12 protein-coding genes are annotated in these 16,928 nt (G+C 72.4%); 4 read left to right on the top strand and 8 right to left on the bottom strand.

The genetic code is table 11. The features are described from left to right. Positions 1 to 52 precede the first annotated feature (52 nt). Positions 53 to 1,348, top strand: coding sequence for a threonine/serine exporter ThrE family protein (locus ACIBHY_RS15255; RefSeq protein ID WP_397242980.1), 1,296 nt, complete (start codon positions 53 to 55; stop codon positions 1,346 to 1,348). Between the two features lie 372 nt (positions 1,349 to 1,720). Here the strand turns inward: ACIBHY_RS15255 and ACIBHY_RS15260 are convergent, their stop codons facing one another. Further along, on the bottom strand, positions 1,721 to 3,073 hold the full coding sequence (locus ACIBHY_RS15260; RefSeq protein ID WP_397306951.1) for a citrate synthase: 1,353 nt from the start codon (positions 3,071 to 3,073) through the stop codon (positions 1,721 to 1,723). A gap of 72 nt (positions 3,074 to 3,145) precedes the next feature. Between ACIBHY_RS15260 and ACIBHY_RS15265 the strand changes: the two genes are divergently transcribed. After that, positions 3,146 to 4,366 carry a LeuA family protein gene (locus ACIBHY_RS15265; RefSeq protein WP_397306952.1) on the top strand — a complete coding sequence of 407 codons (1,221 nt, stop codon included), beginning with the start codon at positions 3,146 to 3,148 and terminating at the stop codon, positions 4,364 to 4,366. Positions 4,367 to 4,369: 3 nt separating this feature from the next. On the opposite strand, the gene ACIBHY_RS15270 is transcribed toward ACIBHY_RS15265, so the two are convergent. From ACIBHY_RS15270 to ACIBHY_RS15280, 3 genes are all read right to left on the bottom strand, one after another. After that, entirely contained in the window at positions 4,370 to 5,689 is a 1,320-nt protein-coding gene (locus ACIBHY_RS15270; RefSeq protein WP_397306953.1) for an NAD(P)/FAD-dependent oxidoreductase, read from the bottom strand. A gap of 88 nt (positions 5,690 to 5,777) precedes the next feature. Then, a complete protein-coding gene (gene surE, locus ACIBHY_RS15275; RefSeq protein WP_397242973.1) occupies positions 5,778 to 6,650 on the bottom strand; it encodes a 5'/3'-nucleotidase SurE in 873 nt (290 codons plus the stop codon). A gap of 163 nt (positions 6,651 to 6,813) precedes the next feature. After that, entirely contained in the window at positions 6,814 to 8,085 is a 1,272-nt protein-coding gene (locus ACIBHY_RS15280; RefSeq protein WP_397242972.1) for an MFS transporter, read from the bottom strand. A gap of 33 nt (positions 8,086 to 8,118) precedes the next feature. On the opposite strand from ACIBHY_RS15280, the gene ACIBHY_RS15285 reads away from it, so the two are divergent. Then, positions 8,119 to 8,241, top strand: a complete 123-nt coding sequence (locus tag ACIBHY_RS15285) for a hypothetical protein (protein WP_397242970.1) — start codon at positions 8,119 to 8,121, stop codon at positions 8,239 to 8,241. On the opposite strand, the gene ACIBHY_RS15290 is transcribed toward ACIBHY_RS15285, so the two are convergent. Next, positions 8,231 to 12,433, bottom strand: coding sequence for an AAA family ATPase (locus tag ACIBHY_RS15290; protein ID WP_397306954.1), 4,203 nt, complete (start codon positions 12,431 to 12,433; stop codon positions 8,231 to 8,233). The two genes, ACIBHY_RS15285 and ACIBHY_RS15290, sit on opposite strands and share 11 nt — an antisense overlap. Further along, positions 12,434 to 13,543 (bottom strand): exonuclease SbcCD subunit D, encoded by a 1,110-nt coding sequence (locus ACIBHY_RS15295; RefSeq protein ID WP_397306955.1) that lies wholly within the window; start codon positions 13,541 to 13,543, stop codon positions 12,434 to 12,436. It abuts the gene before it with no gap. Between the two features lie 215 nt (positions 13,544 to 13,758). On the opposite strand from ACIBHY_RS15295, the gene ACIBHY_RS15300 reads away from it, so the two are divergent. Further along, positions 13,759 to 15,144 (top strand): alpha/beta hydrolase family protein, encoded by a 1,386-nt coding sequence (locus ACIBHY_RS15300; RefSeq protein ID WP_397097679.1) that lies wholly within the window; start codon positions 13,759 to 13,761, stop codon positions 15,142 to 15,144. 9 nt (positions 15,145 to 15,153) lie between these two features. Here the strand turns inward: ACIBHY_RS15300 and ACIBHY_RS15305 are convergent, their stop codons facing one another. Together ACIBHY_RS15305 and ACIBHY_RS15310 are read right to left on the bottom strand one after the other, a co-directional pair. Beyond that, a complete protein-coding gene (locus ACIBHY_RS15305) occupies positions 15,154 to 16,062 on the bottom strand; it encodes an alpha/beta hydrolase (protein WP_397242964.1) in 909 nt (302 codons plus the stop codon). Further along, positions 16,055 to 16,912, bottom strand: a complete 858-nt coding sequence (locus ACIBHY_RS15310) for a crotonase/enoyl-CoA hydratase family protein (RefSeq protein ID WP_397242962.1) — start codon at positions 16,910 to 16,912, stop codon at positions 16,055 to 16,057. Before ACIBHY_RS15310 ends, ACIBHY_RS15305 begins: the two co-directional genes overlap by 8 nt. Positions 16,913 to 16,928 lie beyond the last annotated feature (16 nt).

Below are 16,928 nucleotides of genomic sequence, written 5' to 3' on the forward strand. Positions count from 1 at the left end.
CACGGTGTGCCTGCGGGGCGGTGGCGTGGCGGGCGGCTAGCGTCCGAGTCCGATGACGTACACCGCCTCCGATGCCGACGGGCATCGGGCCATGGCCCTGGCGCTCCGCGTCGGCGAGTTGCTGCTCGGCAGCGGCGAGGCGACCGAGAACGTCGGCGGCGCCATGCGCAGGATCCTGGAGTCCTACGGCCTGCGCAACGTGGAGGCCGACGTCAACCTGTCGGCGATCACGCTGTCGCACGTGCCCGAGGACGGCCGCGCCGCCGCCACCGCCGAGCGCAGGGTACGCCGCCGCCAGCCCGACTACGACCGGCTCATCGCCGTCCACGTGCTGGTCGGCGAGATCACGTCCGAGGGGTTGTCGCTGGCCGAGACGGAGGGACGGCTGCGGGAGATCACCCGGCGGGTCAAGGTGTACCCGGAATGGGCGGTGGTCTGCTCGCTGGCGCTCATCTCGGCGTCGGCGGCGGTGCTGATCGGCGGCGGGCCGATCGTCGCGGCGGCGGCGTTCGCGGCCACGATCCTCGGCGACCGGGCGGGCGCGTGGCTGGGGCGGCGCGGGGTGGCGGAGTTCTTCCAGCTCGCGGTCGCGGCCAGCTTCGGCGCGCTCATCGCGGTGCTGCTGATCTGGGGCGAGGTGCCGGTGCAGTCGTCGGCGGTCGTCGTCGGCGCGGTGATCGCGCTGCTGCCGGGGCGGCCGCTGGTGGCGTGCGTGCAGGACGGCATCGCCGGCGAGTACGTGACGGCGACCGCCCGGCTCACCGAGGTCGTGTTCATCGTGGCGGCGGTAATCTCGGGCATCAGCTCGATACTCGCGTTCGCGTTGCAGCTCGGGGTGCCGATCAGCGTGGACAACGTCCCGACGGCGCCGCTGTCGCTGGACACGCCGCAGTTGCTGGGGGCGTTCGGGGTGAGCCTGACGTTCGCGGTCGCGCTGCTCGTGCCGCCGCGGTACCTGGTGCAGGGGGCGTTGGGCGGGTTGCTGATCTGGGTGACGTTCGTGTTCCTGACATGGCGGGGGCTGCCCGCGGTGGTGGCCACGACGGTGGCGGCGGCGGTGATCGGGCTGCTGGGGACGGCGTTCGCGCGGCGGGTGAAGGTGCCGTCGATGGTGTTCGTGATCCCGGCGATCGGGCCGTTGCTGCCGGGGTCGGTGCTGTACAAGGGGATGCTGGAGATGAGTCTGGGCGAGTTGTCGCGGGGGACGCTGCACCTGATCGAGGCGCTGTCGATCGCGCTGGGGATCGGCGCGGGTGTCATCATGGGCGCGGAGATCCTCCGCGCCTTCCGCGGCCGCGACCTGGCCCGCCGCATCCGCCCCGCCTCCCGCCGCACCCGGGGATATTAAGGCTTCTGGTTGCGCTTTCTCCCATCCGTTACGGCAAGCCGCCCCCACGCCTCCCGCCGACGTCGGCGGGCGCCGATCGTCGGGCGCTTCTCACGTCGGACAGCACTCCCGCCGCCACGACGCCCCCTCGGCCGGGCACCTGGTGTGACGTGAGCCAGATCGGCGCCGGTCTGGTCACCCGGAGCCCTCACGTGAACCGGGGCGGTTGCCCGGGTTCGCAGCATGGGCTCGATCGGTTGCCCCGGCTCGCTGCCGGGCCTGATCGGCACGCGTTTCGAGAGGTTGTGGCAGGTTCCGCTACCGGCCCCGATCGGGGCGTTTGCGTGGTTGTCCCGAGCGTTGTGGGTCGGGTTGTGGAGTGGGTCGGGGTTGTCATGTGGCGTGGATCGGGGGTGGGCCGGTGTAGGAGGCTCGGAGGCGGAGGAGGGTGCCCTTGCTGTACTCCTCCATCGCGTGGGCCAGCCAGCCCGCCGTTCTCGCGATCGCGAACACCGCCTCCCCCGCCCCGGAGACCATGCCCGCCACCGCCGCCAACGTGGCCAGCGCCATGTCGATGTTGTGTTCAGGGAGCCGTCGGCGGCGGGTCTCGGACAGGACGGCTCGGGCCGCGGCCACCCGGTCGTGGCCGGGGGCGGCCGATTCCACCAGGTCCAGGAGGGCCGCGCCTCTGGCGTCGCCGTTGTTGTACACACTGTGGCCGAAGCCGGGAATGCGTTCGCCCCGCCGTACCCGCTCGCCGATCACGCGCGGCGCCAGGCCGGGGTCGGTGATCTCGGCCAGCATGCGCTCGGCCCCGTAGGAGGCGCCGCCGTGGAGCGGGCCGCCCAGAACGCCCAGCCCGGTGAGGACCACCGCGTACGGGTCGGCCTTCGCGGAGGCGGCGACCCGGGCGGCCAGGGTGGAGGCGGCCAGTTCGTGGTCGGCGAGGAGGACCATGGCGGCGCGCAGAGCGTCCACGAGGGCGGGGGTGGGTTCGCGTCCGGTCAGCCGCGGCCACAACCGCTCGGCGATCGACCCCGTCGCGCTCTCCGCCCCCACGAGGGGCAGCGCGTCTACCAGGCCGGAGATGAGGCGGCGTCCGGTGGCCGCCACGGAGACGGGGTCGAGCTGATGCCGCAGGCTGTCCGAGGCGCCGAGCACGGTGACGATCACCTGCAGCCGGTCCAGCGGCAGAAGCTCGGCCGGCAGACCCCGCTGAGCGGCCACCGCCGCCCGCAACGCCCCCACCTCCCCTGCCCACCCACCCGGCTCCACCCCTCGAGAAGCGCCGCCCCGATCAACCTCCGCCGCTCGCGCGGCGCGGCCCCGATCGGCCTCCTCACGTCGTGAGAGCCCCCTACCGCCCGGGTCCGCGGCTTCATGGCGCGTCGTGTCCCGACCGCCCTGTGAGGCGGACGGGTCAGCCGGCCACATGCCCGGGGAGCCGGTCCACAGGAGTTCGGCGACCGATTCGAAGGGGTGGGTGCGGGCCAGCGTCAGGGCGTCGTGGCCTCGGTAGTACGGGCGGTCGAGGCCCAAAGCCGTGACGGAGGACTCGATCACCAGCTCCGGCGGCTGGCCTCGCGGGCGGCCGCGGCGGGCCAGTTGCTCGATCTCGGCGGCGTCGAACATGCTGCGCCTGCCGTCATGACGGCGCTTCAGGACGCCCCTGCTGACATACGCGTAGAGGGTCGCGGGCTTGACCCCGAGGCGGTCGGCCGCCGTGGCGGCGTCGATCCAGTCCATGGCCGAACCTCCCTCAACGTTGATGAAAATCAATATTGATCCATATTGAGAACGCGTGTCAACGTTGAGGACATGCCAAAGGTTCATTTCCTCGACGTCACCAACCGGGACGGCGTGCAGACCGCGCGCACGGGCCTGTCGAAGTTCGGCAAGACCATGGTCAACTTCTACCTGGGCAAGCTCGGGGTGGCGCAGTCGGAGATCGGGTTCCCCTTTCTGTTCCACGAGGTGCCTTATGTGCGGGCGCAGGTGGCGCTCGCGCGGGCCGGCGCGTTCGGGGGGCTGCGGCTGTCGGGCTGGTGCCGGGGAGTCGCGCGGGACGTGGAGAAGGCGGCGCCGCTCGGGCTGACGCACTACAACCTGTCCATCTCCACCTCGGACTACATGATCCAGAACAAGTTCCAGGGGCGCCTCGACCGGGAGGCGATCATCCGGGAGATGACGGCGGCGGTGCGCGCGGCCAAGAGCGCCGGGGCCGAGACCGTCGGGGTCAACGCCGAGGACGGCTCGCGCACCGACGACGGGTTCCTGCTGGAGTTCGCGCTGGCGGCGAAGGAGGCCGGGGCCGATCGCGTGCGGTACTGCGACACGATCGGCGGCGACACCCCCGGCCGGATCCGCGAGCGGTTCGCCCGCCTGGCCGGTGCCACCGGCATGCCGGTCGAGACCCACTGCCACAACGATCTCGGGATGGCCGTGGCCAACTCCGTCTCCGGCGCGCTCGGGGATCTGGAGGCGGGGCAGGACGCGTGGATCAACACGTGCGTGAACGGCATCGGCGAACGTTCGGGCAACGCCGACCTGCTCTCCACGATCCTGGCGTTCCGGCACGGGTTCGGGCTGGAGAAGGCGGAGATCGGCGACGAACTCGATCTGTCGTGGGCCAGGAGGTTCGGGTTGTGGGCGGCCTACGCCTTCGGGCAGGCGCTGCCGTACAACCAGGTGGGGGTGGGGCGTAACGCGTTCGCGCACGAGAGCGGCATCCACGCGGACGGCGCGCTCAAGGATCACGGGAACTACGAGCTCTACGACGAGGCGTCGCTCGGCCCCTTCCCCGCGGACTGGCACGCGCGGGACGGGCGGGTCGTGCTGACCGGCGAGTACGGCGGCAAGGCCGGGTTCCGGCATGTCATCGAGGGGCTCGGTGTCGAGGTGGCCGAGGAGGACCTGGCGTTCCGGGTGGTGCAGCTCTGCAACGCGATGACGGGCAGGCCGCTCACCGACGACGAACTGCGCCTGATCGCGACCTACCCGCGTGAACTGTCCCTGTTGTTCCCCGGCTACACCGGCTGACGCTCACGCCGCCCGGTCCACCTGGGCCTGGGTGGCCAGGGCCTCGTGGAAGTCCTTCTCCGGGTGCTCGAGACCGCTCAGCTGAACGGCTTCGCGGCGGAAGAACATCGCGAGCGTCCAGTCGGCCAGCACCTTCGCCTTGTGGTTGAAGGTCGGCACCCAGGCCAGGTGGTACGCCCGGTGCGCCACCCAGCCGAGGAACCCGGTGAGCCTGAGCCGGTAGACCTGGGCGACGCCCTGGTGGTGGCCGAGTCCGGCGACCGAGCCGAGGTAGGCGTGCTTGTAGGCCTTCAGCTTGCGGCCCCTGACATAGGCGACGATGTTGCGGCCGAGGAGCTTGGCCTGCCGTACCGCGTGCTGGGCGTTCGGCGCGGTGAAGGCGCCCGGGCTGGTGAGGTCGGGCACCGCCGCGCCGTCGCCGGCCGCGAACGCGTCGGCCAGGCCCTCCACGGCGAGGTACTCCGTGGCGAGGATCCGGCCGGTCCGGTCGACGGGCAGGCCGCTGGTGGCGGCGAGCGGGTTCGGGCGGCCGCCGGCGGCCCAGACGATCGTGCCGGCGTCCAGGGCGGTGCCGTCGCTCATGGTGGCGACGCCGTCCTCCGCCGAGGTGAGCCGCGTGTCGAGGCGCACGTCGACGCCGCGTTCCCGCAGCGCCTTCGCCGTCCAGACGCCGAGGTCCTCGTGGATCTCGGGCAGGATGCGGCCGGTGGCCTCGACCAGTGTCCAGCTGAGCTCCTCGCGCCGGATCTGCGGGTGGTAGCGCAACGCGTCGTCGGCCAGCCCCTGCATCTCGGCCAGCGCCTCCACGCCCGCGAACCCGCCGCCGACCACCACGAACGTCAGCGCCCTGCGGCGCACGTCGTGGTCGTCGGTCGAGGCGGCGGCGGCCAGCTGGGCGAGCACGTGGTTGCGCAGGTGCACGGCCTCGCCGACGGTCTTGAAGCCGACGGCGTGCTCGGCCAGGCCCTTGATCGGCAGCCCTCTGGTGATCGAACCCGTGGCCATGACCACGATGTCGTAGGCGATCTCATAGGGGCGGCCCTGGACGGGCTGGAAGGTGGCGACACGCTCGTCGTGGTCGACGTTGGTGATCTTGCCGGTCAGCACCCTCATGCGGGGCAGCACCCGGTTGAGCGGCGCCACCACGTGCCTCGGCTCGATCTGGCCGCCTGCCGCCTCGGCCAGGAACGGCTGGTAGGTCATGTAGCCGCGAGGGTCGACGATCGTCACTTCCGCCTCGCCGGTACGCACCAGCTTGCGCAACCCCAGAGCGGTGTACAAGCCGACATATCCGCCGCCGACGATCAGAATCTGCTTCCTCATGACGTCCACGTCCTTCTTGAGTGGTTGTTCACCCACATAGACGGGACAGCCCTCGCGGTTGTGACACCTCATTTCAAGATTTTTCCCGTTAGGGGGTGAGGCCTTCGAGGCGGTCGGTCAGGCGTGAGGTGACCACGGGACCGGCCTCCCAGGAGGAGGTCAGCGGGGTGACGGTGACGGCGCCGCTCGACAGGAGCGTGCGGTCGGCGTCCGGGACCGGGTCGGGGGCGGTGGCCGTCAGCGGCGCGAGGCGGTAGCAGCGCGGGCACGCGTCGGTCGCGGGGAGGTAGTCGACGGTGATGGGCAGCATCCTGCCCAGGCGGGCCATCTTGACCTCGCCCGTCGGGACCGCCGGGTAGTTGACGTTCAGGGCGGTGTACGCGGGCAGCAGGCGGCCGTTGCGTGCGGTGGTGGCCAGGCGGTTGACGAGCTTGACGCCGAAGGCGATCGAACTGGCCGCGCTGGGGAAGGCCGAACCCGCGCGGGCCGTGCTCAGCGCGACGGAGGGGATGCCCACCTCCAGAGCGGTGATCGCGGCGCCGACGGTGCCCGAGTGGTTGACGGCGGCCGCGACGTTCTCGCCCTGGTTGGGTCCGGAGACGACCAGGTCGGGCGGGTCGCCGGCGAAGACCGTGCGGATGCCGAAGGAGACGGCGTCGGCGGGGCTGCCGGCGATCGCCCACACCCCGGGCGACATCTCGGCCGCCTCCACGGTGGTGCCGAACCTGATGTTGATCGAGGTGCCGACGCCGCTGGAGTCACCGGCCGGGGCGACGATCGTGACCTCGTGACCGGCGGCGACGAGGGCCTGGCGGAGCTGAAGGGTGAACGGAGCCTGGTAACCGTCGTCGTTCGTGAGCAGGATGCGCAACGACGGCGGCGGCGTGGCGGCGGTCTGCGCCTGAGCAGGGGTGGCCAGGACGGATAACAGGGCCGGTACGAGGAGGATGCGCCTGAACATGGGGGTCTCCGTTCATGGTCGTTCACCGGGGATTCACCTGCTGAGTGAGTGCTCCGGATCGGGCCTTCTGAACTGCGAGCCTGCTACGCGGCACCGGGACGGGCACACCCCTAACCGGGCAGGGGTCACCGCGATTGTGCGCGCGGATCCCTGACTGCGGGGTTCACATCGTGTCGCCGGCGGTCTCCGGCAGCGCGGCCAGGCACAGGAGGCTGAGCACGGCCATCGCGCTGACGTAGCCGCCGACCGCCATCGTGCCGAACCCGCCGCCCTGCAGCGCGGTCGCGACGAGCGGAGGTACGGCCCCGCCCAGCACCCCACCGAGGCTGTAGGCGACCGAGGCCCCGCTGTAGCGGTACTCGGTCTGGAACAACTCCGGCAGGTACGCCCCCATCGGCCCGAAGATGAGCCCCATGATCCCGAGCGCCCCGGCCAGCGAGACACCGGCCAGCAGTACCGACCTCGTCTCCATCAGCGGGAACATCACCAGCCCCCACCCGATCGCGACCGCCGCACCGGTCATGAGCGTACGGCGGCGGCCCAGGCGGTCGGAGACCAGGGCGGACACGACGGTGCCGGCGCCCATGAAGACGACGCCGATCATGGTCAGCGCGAGCATCGTGGTCTTGGGGATGCCGAGGGTGGCGGTGCCGTACGCGAGACAGTAGGTCGTGGCGGTGTAGAAGAGCGTGTACGTCACGGTCATCGCACCGGCGCCGAGCAGCACCCGCCGCCACTGGTGCCGGACGAGTCCCGCGAACGGCACGCGAGCGATCCTGCGCTGGTCCATGGCCTGCCGGAAGACCGGCGTCTCGGCGATCCTGACCCGCACGTACAGCCCGACGAGCACCAGCAGCAGGCTCGCCACGAACGGCAGCCGCCACCCCCAGCTCCCGAACTCCTCGTCCGTGAGCGTCGCGCCCAGGATGAGGAAGAGCCCGTTGGCCGCGATGAACCCGACCGCCGGCCCGAGCTGCGGGAACATCGCATAAAGCCCGCGCCTGCCGGGCGGCGCGTGCTCGGTGGCCAGCAGCGCGGCCCCGCCCCACTCCCCGCCCAGCCCGATGCCCTGCGTGAACCTGAGCAGCACCAGCAGCACCGGCGCCGCCACCCCGATCGCCGCGTACCCCGGCAGCAGCCCGATCGCCACCGTGGACAACCCCATGAGCAGGAGCGAGACGACCAGCATCGACTTGCGCCCGATCCGGTCGCCCCAGTGCCCGAACACCGCCGAGCCCAGCGGCCGCGACAGGAACGCCACCGCGAACGTCGAGAACGCCGCCAGGTTGCCCGCCGTCTTGTCCAGCTCGGGGAAGAAGGCGGCGTTCAGCACCAGGGCGGCGGCGGTGCCGTAGATGTAGAAGTCATAGAACTCGATCGCCGTGCCGACGAGGCTGGCGGCGGCGACCCTGGTCCTGCTGGGGGCATCCGTCACAACATCTCCCCGATTCCTTGACACACTGGGGCGATGACCGCAGACCGCCACCGCCCCGGCTACGTCCGCCGCCGCCTCGGCCGCGCTCTCATCCAGTACACCGTCGCCCTCGTGGTCGGCGCCGTCGTCGTCGCCGTCTGGTGGTTCACCCGCTGACCCCGGTCACCGACAGCGTCGAGCCGGTACGCGTCTTGGCCACCCTGAGCTGCGCCGGAATCCGGGTGCGCAGTTCGGCGACGTGACTGACGATCCCGACCGCGCGACCGCCGTCGCGCAGCCCGTCCAGGATGTCCAGAACGCCGTCCAGGGTGTCCTCGTCAAGCGTGCCGAACCCCTCGTCCACGAACAGGGTTCCGATCTCGGCGCCGCCCGCCTCCGCGGTCACCACGTCGGCCAGCCCGAGCGCCAGCGCCAGCGAGGTGATGAAGCTCTCGCCGCCGGACAGCGTGGCCGGATCCCGGTCGACGCCGGTCCAGCCGTCGGCCACCCGCAGCCCCAGCCCGCCGCCCGACCGGCCGCGCGCGCCCGCAGTTTTGCGGAGGTCGTGCTGGAGTTGGTAGCGCCCGCCCGACATGTGATCCAGCCGGTCGTTGGCCGCCGCCACGACCTGCCGCAGCCGCTCCCCCAGCACGAACGAGGACAGGCTCATGTTCCACTGGTTGTCACCGGAGGTGCCCGAGGCCAGCGACGCCATCCGCTCGGCCAGCCGATGGGCCGCCGCGGCCGGCTCCCACCGCTCCAGGCACCCGCGCAACTCCCCGCGCAGCTCGTCGAGCCGCCGGGCCCTGGCCTGAGCCTGATCCCGCGAGGAGACCAGCGCCGCGTACTCCTCCTCGGCCCGCTCCCGCCCCGCCTCCAGCTCCGCCAGGTCAGGCGCCGCCTCACCGGCCGCCGCGACCAGCGCGGGATCGGCCAGCGTGCTCGTCACCGCCGCGTACTGCGCGTCCAGCTCCCGCAGCAGCTCCGCCTTCCGCTCGCGCTCCTCGTCCGGGCGGGCCGCCGCGAGCGCCTCGTCCACATCCGCGAACTCCGCCTCGGCCGCCGCCCCCTCGGCCTCCTGCCGGGCCGTATCCCGTTCCTGCGCCGCCCGCACCGCGCGCGCCGTCGCCTCAAGCGCCTCACGCAGCAGTTCGGCCTCGTCCCCCAGCCGTGACAACCGCGCCGCCAGCGTGGGGTCGTCGCCGCGCGCACCGTCCAGCCGCGCCGCCAGCCGTCCCGCGTCGCCGCTCAGCTCTTCTTGCCGGGTACGGCAGGCCGCCACCCGAGCGGTCACCCGCCGCAACCGTTCTTCCAGCTCGGCCCGCTCCCGGTGCAACCGCTCCACCTGCCCGGCCAGCACCGCCTCCCGCCCGGCCGACCGCCGCAACCGATCCACCTCGGCCACGGCCTGCCGCAACATCTCCACCCCGACCACAGGCTCCCCGCCCACAGCCACCGAGCCATCGCCACCGGAGACACCCGCATCCGAGGCAGCGCCCCCCGAGACAGCACCACCCGAGACAGCACCACCCGAGACAGCGTCGCCAGAGGCAGTGTCACCCGAGGCAGCGCCCCCAGAGGCGACGCCACCCGCGGCCGATCCGCCCGCGCCCTCGGCCCCCGCGACATCGTCGCCGGGCGCGGCATCCGCACAGGCGACAGCCCTGGGGCTTGCCGAGGCCGCGCTCGTGCCAGCGGTATGCCCGGAAGCGGTCTTGCCGGGTGCGGTGTCCGTGCCGGGATTGGGGAGGCGGTTGATGAGGCGGGCGCGTTCGGCGGCCAGCTGGGTGTGGTGGGTGCGCTGAGCGGCGATGGCCTCGCCGACCTCGCGGGCCTGCTCCGCCGCGCGCTGCCGCTGCCCCTCGATCCGCTCGACCTCGGCGGCCAGTCCCGGCTCACGCTCGGCGACGGAACGCAGCCGGTCCACCTCCTGCTCGGCCTCCCGTACCGCCCGCCGAGCGTCCTCCACGCTCAGCCCGGCGTCAACGTCCCCACCAGCCGAGACGCCCCGCCCAACCTGGACATCACCGGCCGCGTTCTCGGCATCCGGAGTGGCGTCCGGGCGAGCCTGAACGCCGGAGCGTCGGCCGTCGGGCGAGCGAGGGCCGAGGTCTTGCTCGTCGGATTGCCGCCCGTCCGAGAGATGTGGCGGAGCCCAGGGGTGGGGATGTGCCGGATGGGCGGCTTCCGTGGCGGTGGCCAGGCGGGTTTCGAGGGTGGCGATGGTGAGTTCGGCGGCCTCCCGGCGGCTCAGAGCGGCCTCGTGGGCGGACTCGGCGGCGAGCTCGTCGTCCGGGGACGGAGCCGTGGGGGCCGGGGAGGCGGGGTCGGGGTGGTGCGGGGAGCCGCACACCGCGCACGGCGCGCCCGAGGACAGGTCGCGGGCCAGTTCGGCGGCCATCCCGTCGAGGCGGGCCTGCCGGAGGTCGAGCCAGCGTTCGCGTAGGTGCTGGGCCTCGTCCACCAGGCGCTGAAGGGCTTCGGTCGCGGTGCGGAGTTCGCCGGTCAGGACGTCGCGGCGGCGGGCGGCCTCCAGGACGGCGCGCGCCGCGTCCCTCGCGGCGATGGCGGCGGGGACGGTGGCGGCCTCCGTGCGTACCCGGGCCAGCGTGTCCTTCGCCTCGGCCAGCTTTCCGGGCAGGTCGGCGGCGGCCGCCGACAGGTCGTTCTGGCGGCGGGTCAGGGTGTCGAGCTGGGCGGCCAGCCGTACCAGCTCGCGGTCGGTGTCGAGAATGTCGGACACGGCGGCCCGCACGGCCTCGGCGGCGGGAACCCGCGCGGCGTCCACCCGTGCCTGGGCCAGCAGCCCTTCGGCCTGTTCGATCAGGGCGGGCAGCCCGGCGAGGCGGGCGGTGGTGCTCTCGTCGTCGGCGACCAGGGCGGCGAGCTCGTCCTCGACCCGGGCCAGGTCGCGGCGGATCACCGACAACCTCGCTTCCTCGGTCAGCAGCTCCGACAGGCGCGCCGACTCGTCGTGCCGCTCCCGCTCCAGCGCCGCCAGCCTGCCCGGCAGCTCAGGATCGTCGACCCCGGCTGCCCGTCGTCCCTGCTGCCCGTGCCGGCCGGGCAGCCGCGCCTCGACGGTCCGCCCCTCGACCGCGCGGACTTCCGACGCGCGGACCTCCAACGCGCGGGTTTCGGTCGTGCGGGGGTCGGTCGTGCGGGCTTCGGTCGTGCGGGGGTCGTCGGAGGGGAGGAGGGGGCGGGCGCGGGCGATGGCGTCGGCGGCGAGCGTGCGGGTCTTGGCGGCGGCCTCCGCACGCTGGCGGGCCGCCGTCACCAGCGGGAGCACCCGATCGGCCCGGGTCGCGTCATCAAGCAGCGCCTGCAGGTCGGCGCGCTCTTCCGCGCGCTCGTCAAGGGTACGGCGGAGCGCGAGGGCCGCCGCGTGCCGCCGCTGCCGCTCGGCCAGCGCTGTGGCCGTCTCATAGGCGTTCCTGGCCCGGCGCAGCGCGGACTCCGCCCCGGCCTGCCGATCGGCGGACCCGGCTACAACAGCCCGCGCCGCCGCCAGCAGCCCACCGGCCCACCCGAGCGGATCGTCCGCAGCAGTGAGCGACCCGACGGCCGTGGACGCTTCGACAGGTGTGGACGGTTCGGCGGCCGTGGGCTGCTCGGTCAGTTCGAACAACGCGTCCTGTTCTCCGCCGGGCACCTCGACGGGCGCGCCGGCCGGGAGCAGGAGCGGGGTCAGGTCGTCGCCCGCCGCCTCCTCGATCCGCTGGATGGCGAAGTCGACCTGCTGGCGTAGGTCCTGCTGCTCCCGCCACGCCTGCTTGCGCCGCTCGGCCAGCCACGACTCCGCCTGCGTGTAGACCTTGACGGTGAACAACCGTTCCAGCAGCCGCCGCCGGTCATCGCCGTCGGAGCGCAGGAAGCGCGCGAAGTCGCCCTGGGGCAGCATGGCCACCTGGCAGAACTGGTCGGCGTTCATGCCGAGCAGCCCGCCGATCAGGTCGCCCGCCTCGTCGGCCCGCGTGGTCAGCCCCGTCCAGGTGGAACCCGACCGCTCCTGGACGATGACCTTGGCCTTCTCCTCGGTGAACCCCGAGCCGCGCCGCTTGGGACGCTGCCAGGCGGGCGAGCGTTCGACACGCAGCAGGCGGCCCCTGAGCGTCGCCTCCAGCGTCACCGACGGGCCGACGTCCGGCGGCGCGTGGTCGCAGCGCAGGCTTCTGGCGCTGTCGCGCTGGGCGTTGGCGACCTTGCCGAACAGCGCGAAGCACAACGCGTCGAGGACGGTGGTCTTGCCCGCGCCGGTGGGGCCGTGGACGAGGAAGAGACCGGCTTCGGTCAGCGCGTCGAAGGAGACCGTCTCGGTGCCCGGGAACGATCCGAACGCGGTGAGCGTCAGCAGGTGCGGCCGCATCTAGGCCATCGCCTCCTTGATCCTCGATGCCTCGATGGCCAGCCTGAGCAGGTCTTCCTCGTCGCCGGATGCGGGCTCGCCGCGTACCTCACGGACGAAGTCGAGCGCCACCTCGGCCTCCGCGCGGCCGTTGATGGGCGCCACCGGGGTGGCCTCGGCGGCGCCGACGGGGTCGAAGGAGAGGGCGAGCGTGTGCGGGAAGCGGGCGCGCAGCCGGTCCATGGCGGACTTGGGGCGGACCGCGTCGGTCAGCACGATCTGGAGCCAGTGGTCCTCGTAGGCGGCGTGGCGGGGCGAGGTCAGCAGGTCTTCGAGCTCGCCCCTGAGCCGGCCGATCGGACGCGGGACCGGCGCGGGCACGAACTCCGGCTCCTCGCCCAGGGTCACCAGCCAGCTGCCCTTGACCTGGTTGACCTCGGAGAAGGAGTAGGCCAGCGGCGAACCCGAATAGCGCACGGTCTCCGACATGCGCTGGCGGCCGTGCAGGTGGCCGAGGGCGACGTAGTCGAGTCCGGCGAAGGCCGACAGCGGCACGTGCGCCACCCCGCCCACGCTGATGTCGCGCTCGCTGTCGCTGGCCTCTCCCCCGGTCACGAACACGTGGGCCAGGGCCACGGAGCGCGCGTGGCGGGCCGCGGAGGCGCGGATACGCTCCATCGCGTGTGCCAGCGCGGCGGTGTGGCTGCGCTCGGCCAGTTCCCAGGGGCCGCGCACCAGCTCGGGCTCCAGGTAGGGGATGCCGTAGAAGGCCACGTCGTCGAGGACGACGGGCTCCCAGGCGAGGTCGGGGTCGGTGCGCAGGTGCACACCGGCACGATCCAGCAAGGAGGCCCCGACGCCAAGGCGACGCGCCGAGTCGTGGTTACCGCTGATCATCACAATCCGGGCACCGGCGTCGACGATCCTGCTCAGCGCCTCGTCGAACAGGGCCACGGCGTCGACCGGCGGCAACGCCCGGTCGTAGACGTCACCCGCGACTGCCACCACGTCGACCCGCTCCGCCATGATGGTCTCGACCAGGTGATCGATGAAGGCCGCCTGGCCCTCCAGCAGGCTCTCGCGGTGAAAGGCGCGGCCGAGATGCCAGTCGGAGGTGTGCAGGATCCGCATGTCGCAGGAAGCTAACAGGTCTCACCGACAAATGCGGTCCCCTGCGCCACATGAGCCGGGAGTAGGGTGGAAGATCAGTGGGCAAACCAGCGCACATGGGGAGGCCGATGCGCACAGGCCGTGGCACGTTGAGCGTTGCCGCAGGTTTGGTGCTGGTGGCTTTGGCGACCGTCGGATACGCATTGCCACCGGCGTTCGATCCGCCGCCTTTGCAGGTGGATCAGGCGTTCCGTTCCCTCGCGCCGCAGCCGGCCGAGGAGGTCAGGCCCGTGGTGGCGGCGGGGCCGGTACGCACGACCGAGGTGACGATCTCCGCCGAGCGTCAGACACTCTCAGGAACGGTCCGTTTTCCGCTCACGCCCGGTCCCCATCCGGGGATGGTGTTCGTGTCGGGCTCGGGCAACGGCTCGCGGGAGGAGTTCACCCCGCAGGCGGAGTTCCTGGCCAGGGCGGGTGTGGCGACGATCGCGTTCGACAAGCGGACGATCGGCTACACCTTCCGCGAGCGCGACTTCGGCCTGCTCGCCGACGACGCGCTGCGATGGGTGCGATGGCTGCGCGACCAGCCGGGCGTCGACAAGTCGCGGGTGGGGCTCTGGGGCGTGAGCGAGGGCGGCTGGGTGGTGCCGATCGCCGCGGCCAAGAGCCTCGACGTGGGCTTCGCCGTACTCGTGTCCTCGCCGAACGTCTCGCCGCTGCGGCAGGTCGCCTGGGCGCTGAACGAGCAGCTGCTACGGCTGCGCGCGCCCGTGGGCGCGCGCGACCTGCTGACCAGGGCGATGGGCGGGGTCGGCTTCAACTTCCTGCGTTACGACGCCATGCCCGCGCTACGGCAGATCAAGCAGCCGGTCCTGGCTCTGTACGGCACGACCGACCCGTCGATCCCGTTCGTGGAGTCCACGCAGGCGCTGACGAAGGCGCTGACCGAGTCGGGCAACGACCAGTACACGATCCGCTTCATGGACAAGGGCGACCACGCGCTGCGGATGTCGGGCGGGCCGTTCACCAAGGGGTACCTGGAGACGCTGGCCAACTGGCTCAAGGGCCTGCCGCACACCGCCCGGCCGCAGGTGCACATGGCGGGCGCGACGCCCGTGCAGCGCTTCGAGGCCGCCGACGTGCCCGCCGCGCCGTGGTACGCGGGCGGGACGATGCTGGGGCTGACGATCTGCCTGGCCGCCGTCGGCTACGTGGCCGGTCCCGTCGCCTCCATGGTGGTACGGCTGCGCGGCCACAAACGCGCCACGGCCGAGACGAACGCCAGGCTGTGGCCCCCGATCAGACGCCGCCTGCACCGCATGGCCTGGACGGGCCTGGCGCTGCTGATCTCGGTGGGCGGGTTCATCGGGCTGCTGGTGATGTTCTCGATCAACCAGGCGGGCGCCTGGCCCGCGGTGCTGGCCGGGTGGCTGCTGGTGCGGGCGCTGGCCGTGCTGATGCTCATCCAGGAGGTCACCGCGGTCGCCGCGGTGGTGTCGGGGCTGCGCGAGGGCTGGCAGCCGAGCCGCTGGCAGCACGTGGCGATCGCCGGGGTCGCCGGCGGGACCGGGCTGCTGCTCGTGGCGGCCGCCTACTACGGCCTGTTCTCCTTCCCCTGGTAGCCGTCCCGATCAGTTGATGAAGGCGGCGCTCCAGCGGTCGATCTCGGCGAAGACCTGCTTGCGGGCGGGTTCGGCCGACAGCACCAAGTCGTGCATGCCGTCGGTGATGCGTACGCAGGTGACGTGGGGGCCGATCGCGGTGGCCCAGCGGGCGATCTGCCGCGGGTCCAGGACGATGTCGGCGGAGCGGGCCTCGGGGACGAAGTCGCGTACGCGCAGCCCGTTGCTCGCGGCCAGGACCAGCACCGGGACGTCGACGTCGAGTCCCTTGTGCAGGCGGCGCTGGGCGCGGCGGATGGCGGCCAGCCAGGAGGCGTGCACGGAGAAGCCGCCGAGCGGCTTGAGCTCCAGGTCGTAGTCCCATTCGCCGCCGGACGAGCGGTGCAGGCTCTGGCCGTACGCGGTGCTGGCGCCGAGAGGCAGCGCCCGGTCGGAGTAGGACAGCGGGGTCTTGAGGAGGTCGGCGGCCAGGCGGACGGGGGCCGGCACGTTGAGGTCGAGGAACGGGCTGTTGAGCACCAGCCCCTGGGTGAGGCCGCGGCCGCGTACCCGGTCGGCCCACAGGGCGGCGACCAGGCCGCCCGTCGAGTGGGCGTTGAGCGTGAGCGAGTCGTGGTCGCGCCGGATGATGCGGACCGACTCGTCGATCTCCGGGAAGTAGTCGGTCACGCTCCTGATCAGGCCGCGGGTCTGGTGCGGGAGCAGGGACCGGCCGTACTTGCGCAGGTCGAGGGCGTAGAAGTCGACGCCCTGGGCCAGGTAGTGGTCGGCGAGGTGGTCCTGGAAGAAGTAGTCGGTGAAGCCGTGGATGTAGAGAACGGCCCGGCCGGTGGGGGCCTGCGCCCTCCTGGTCAGAAGGGTCGCGATGACCTCGCCCTCGGCGTCGGGCGGGAGCGGGAGGACAGTGCTCTCATACATGTTCATCACGATACGGCCATTCCGGCAGCCCCTCGGGCAGGTCTGTGCTCACCTTCATCGGGAAGGCGGCGGGGCGCTTCTCCAGGAACGCGTTGACGCCTTCGACCGCGTCGGGGGCGCCGCCCAGCTCGGCCATGAGGCGGGAGTCGGCGGCGTGCGCCTGCCAGGGGCTTTCCGCCGACAGGCCGGACCACATGAGCCTGCGGATGGCGGCGACGGAGACGGCCGAGGTGTTGTCGGCGATCTCGCGGGCAAGGGCGTGGGCGGCGGGCAGGAGGTCGCCGGCCGGGTAGAGGCGGGAGACGAGCCGTCCGCCGAGCGCCTCGGCGGCGTCGAAGATCCGGCCGGTGGCCGACCATTCCATGGCCTGGGCGATGCCGACGATTCTCGGCAGGAACCAGCTCGACGCGGCCTCGGTGACGATGCCCCGGCGGGCGAAGACGAAGCCGAAGCGGGCGGTGTCGGCGGCCAGCCGCACGTCCATGGGGAGGGTCATCGTGGCGCCCACGCCGACGGCGGGGCCGTTGACGGCGGCGATGACCGGTTTGAGGCTCGCGGCGATGCGCAGCGCGACCGTGCCGCCGCCGTCGCGCGGGTAGCCGTCGATCAGCTCCCCTTTGCCGTGGCCGAAGGTCTTGCCCCCGCCGGACAGGTCGGCGCCGGCGCAGAACGCCCGGCCCGCGCCGGTGACGACGACCGCGCGAACCTCGTCGTCGGCGTCGCTCCTGTCGAAAGCGTCGATCAACTCACCGCGCATCGTAAAGGTGAAGGCGTTCAGGCGCTCGGGACGCTTCAATGTGACGGTGGCGACACCGTCCGTCACGGTGTAGTCGATCTCGGAGAATGCCATGGACCGAATCTTATTC

Source organism: Nonomuraea sp. NPDC050547 (assembly GCF_044457345.1).
GTDB lineage: Bacteria > Actinomycetota > Actinomycetes > Streptosporangiales > Streptosporangiaceae > Nonomuraea.

What these genes read in the sequence shown, in the direction of transcription:
- ACIBHY_RS15260 (WP_397306951.1), bottom strand. Translation starts at nt 3,073, where the DNA reads ATGGACTGGATCGACGCCGCCACGGCGGCCGACCGCCTCGGGGTCAAG.
- ACIBHY_RS15290 (WP_397306954.1), bottom strand. Translation starts at nt 12,433, where the DNA reads ATGCGGCCGCACCTGCTGACGCTCACCGCGTTCGGATCGTTCCCGGGC.
- ACIBHY_RS15295 (WP_397306955.1), bottom strand. Translation starts at nt 13,543, where the DNA reads ATGCGGATCCTGCACACCTCCGACTGGCATCTCGGCCGCGCCTTTCAC.
- ACIBHY_RS15285 (WP_397242970.1), top strand. Translation starts at nt 8,119, where the DNA reads ATGACCGCAGACCGCCACCGCCCCGGCTACGTCCGCCGCCGCCTCGGC.
- ACIBHY_RS15255 (WP_397242980.1), top strand. Translation starts at nt 53, where the DNA reads ATGACGTACACCGCCTCCGATGCCGACGGGCATCGGGCCATGGCCCTG.
- surE (WP_397242973.1), bottom strand. Translation starts at nt 6,650, where the DNA reads ATGTTCAGGCGCATCCTCCTCGTACCGGCCCTGTTATCCGTCCTGGCC.
- ACIBHY_RS15310 (WP_397242962.1), bottom strand. Translation starts at nt 16,912, where the DNA reads ATGGCATTCTCCGAGATCGACTACACCGTGACGGACGGTGTCGCCACC.
- ACIBHY_RS15270 (WP_397306953.1), bottom strand. Translation starts at nt 5,689, where the DNA reads ATGAGGAAGCAGATTCTGATCGTCGGCGGCGGATATGTCGGCTTGTAC.
- ACIBHY_RS15265 (WP_397306952.1), top strand. Translation starts at nt 3,146, where the DNA reads ATGCCAAAGGTTCATTTCCTCGACGTCACCAACCGGGACGGCGTGCAG.
- ACIBHY_RS15305 (WP_397242964.1), bottom strand. Translation starts at nt 16,062, where the DNA reads ATGTATGAGAGCACTGTCCTCCCGCTCCCGCCCGACGCCGAGGGCGAG.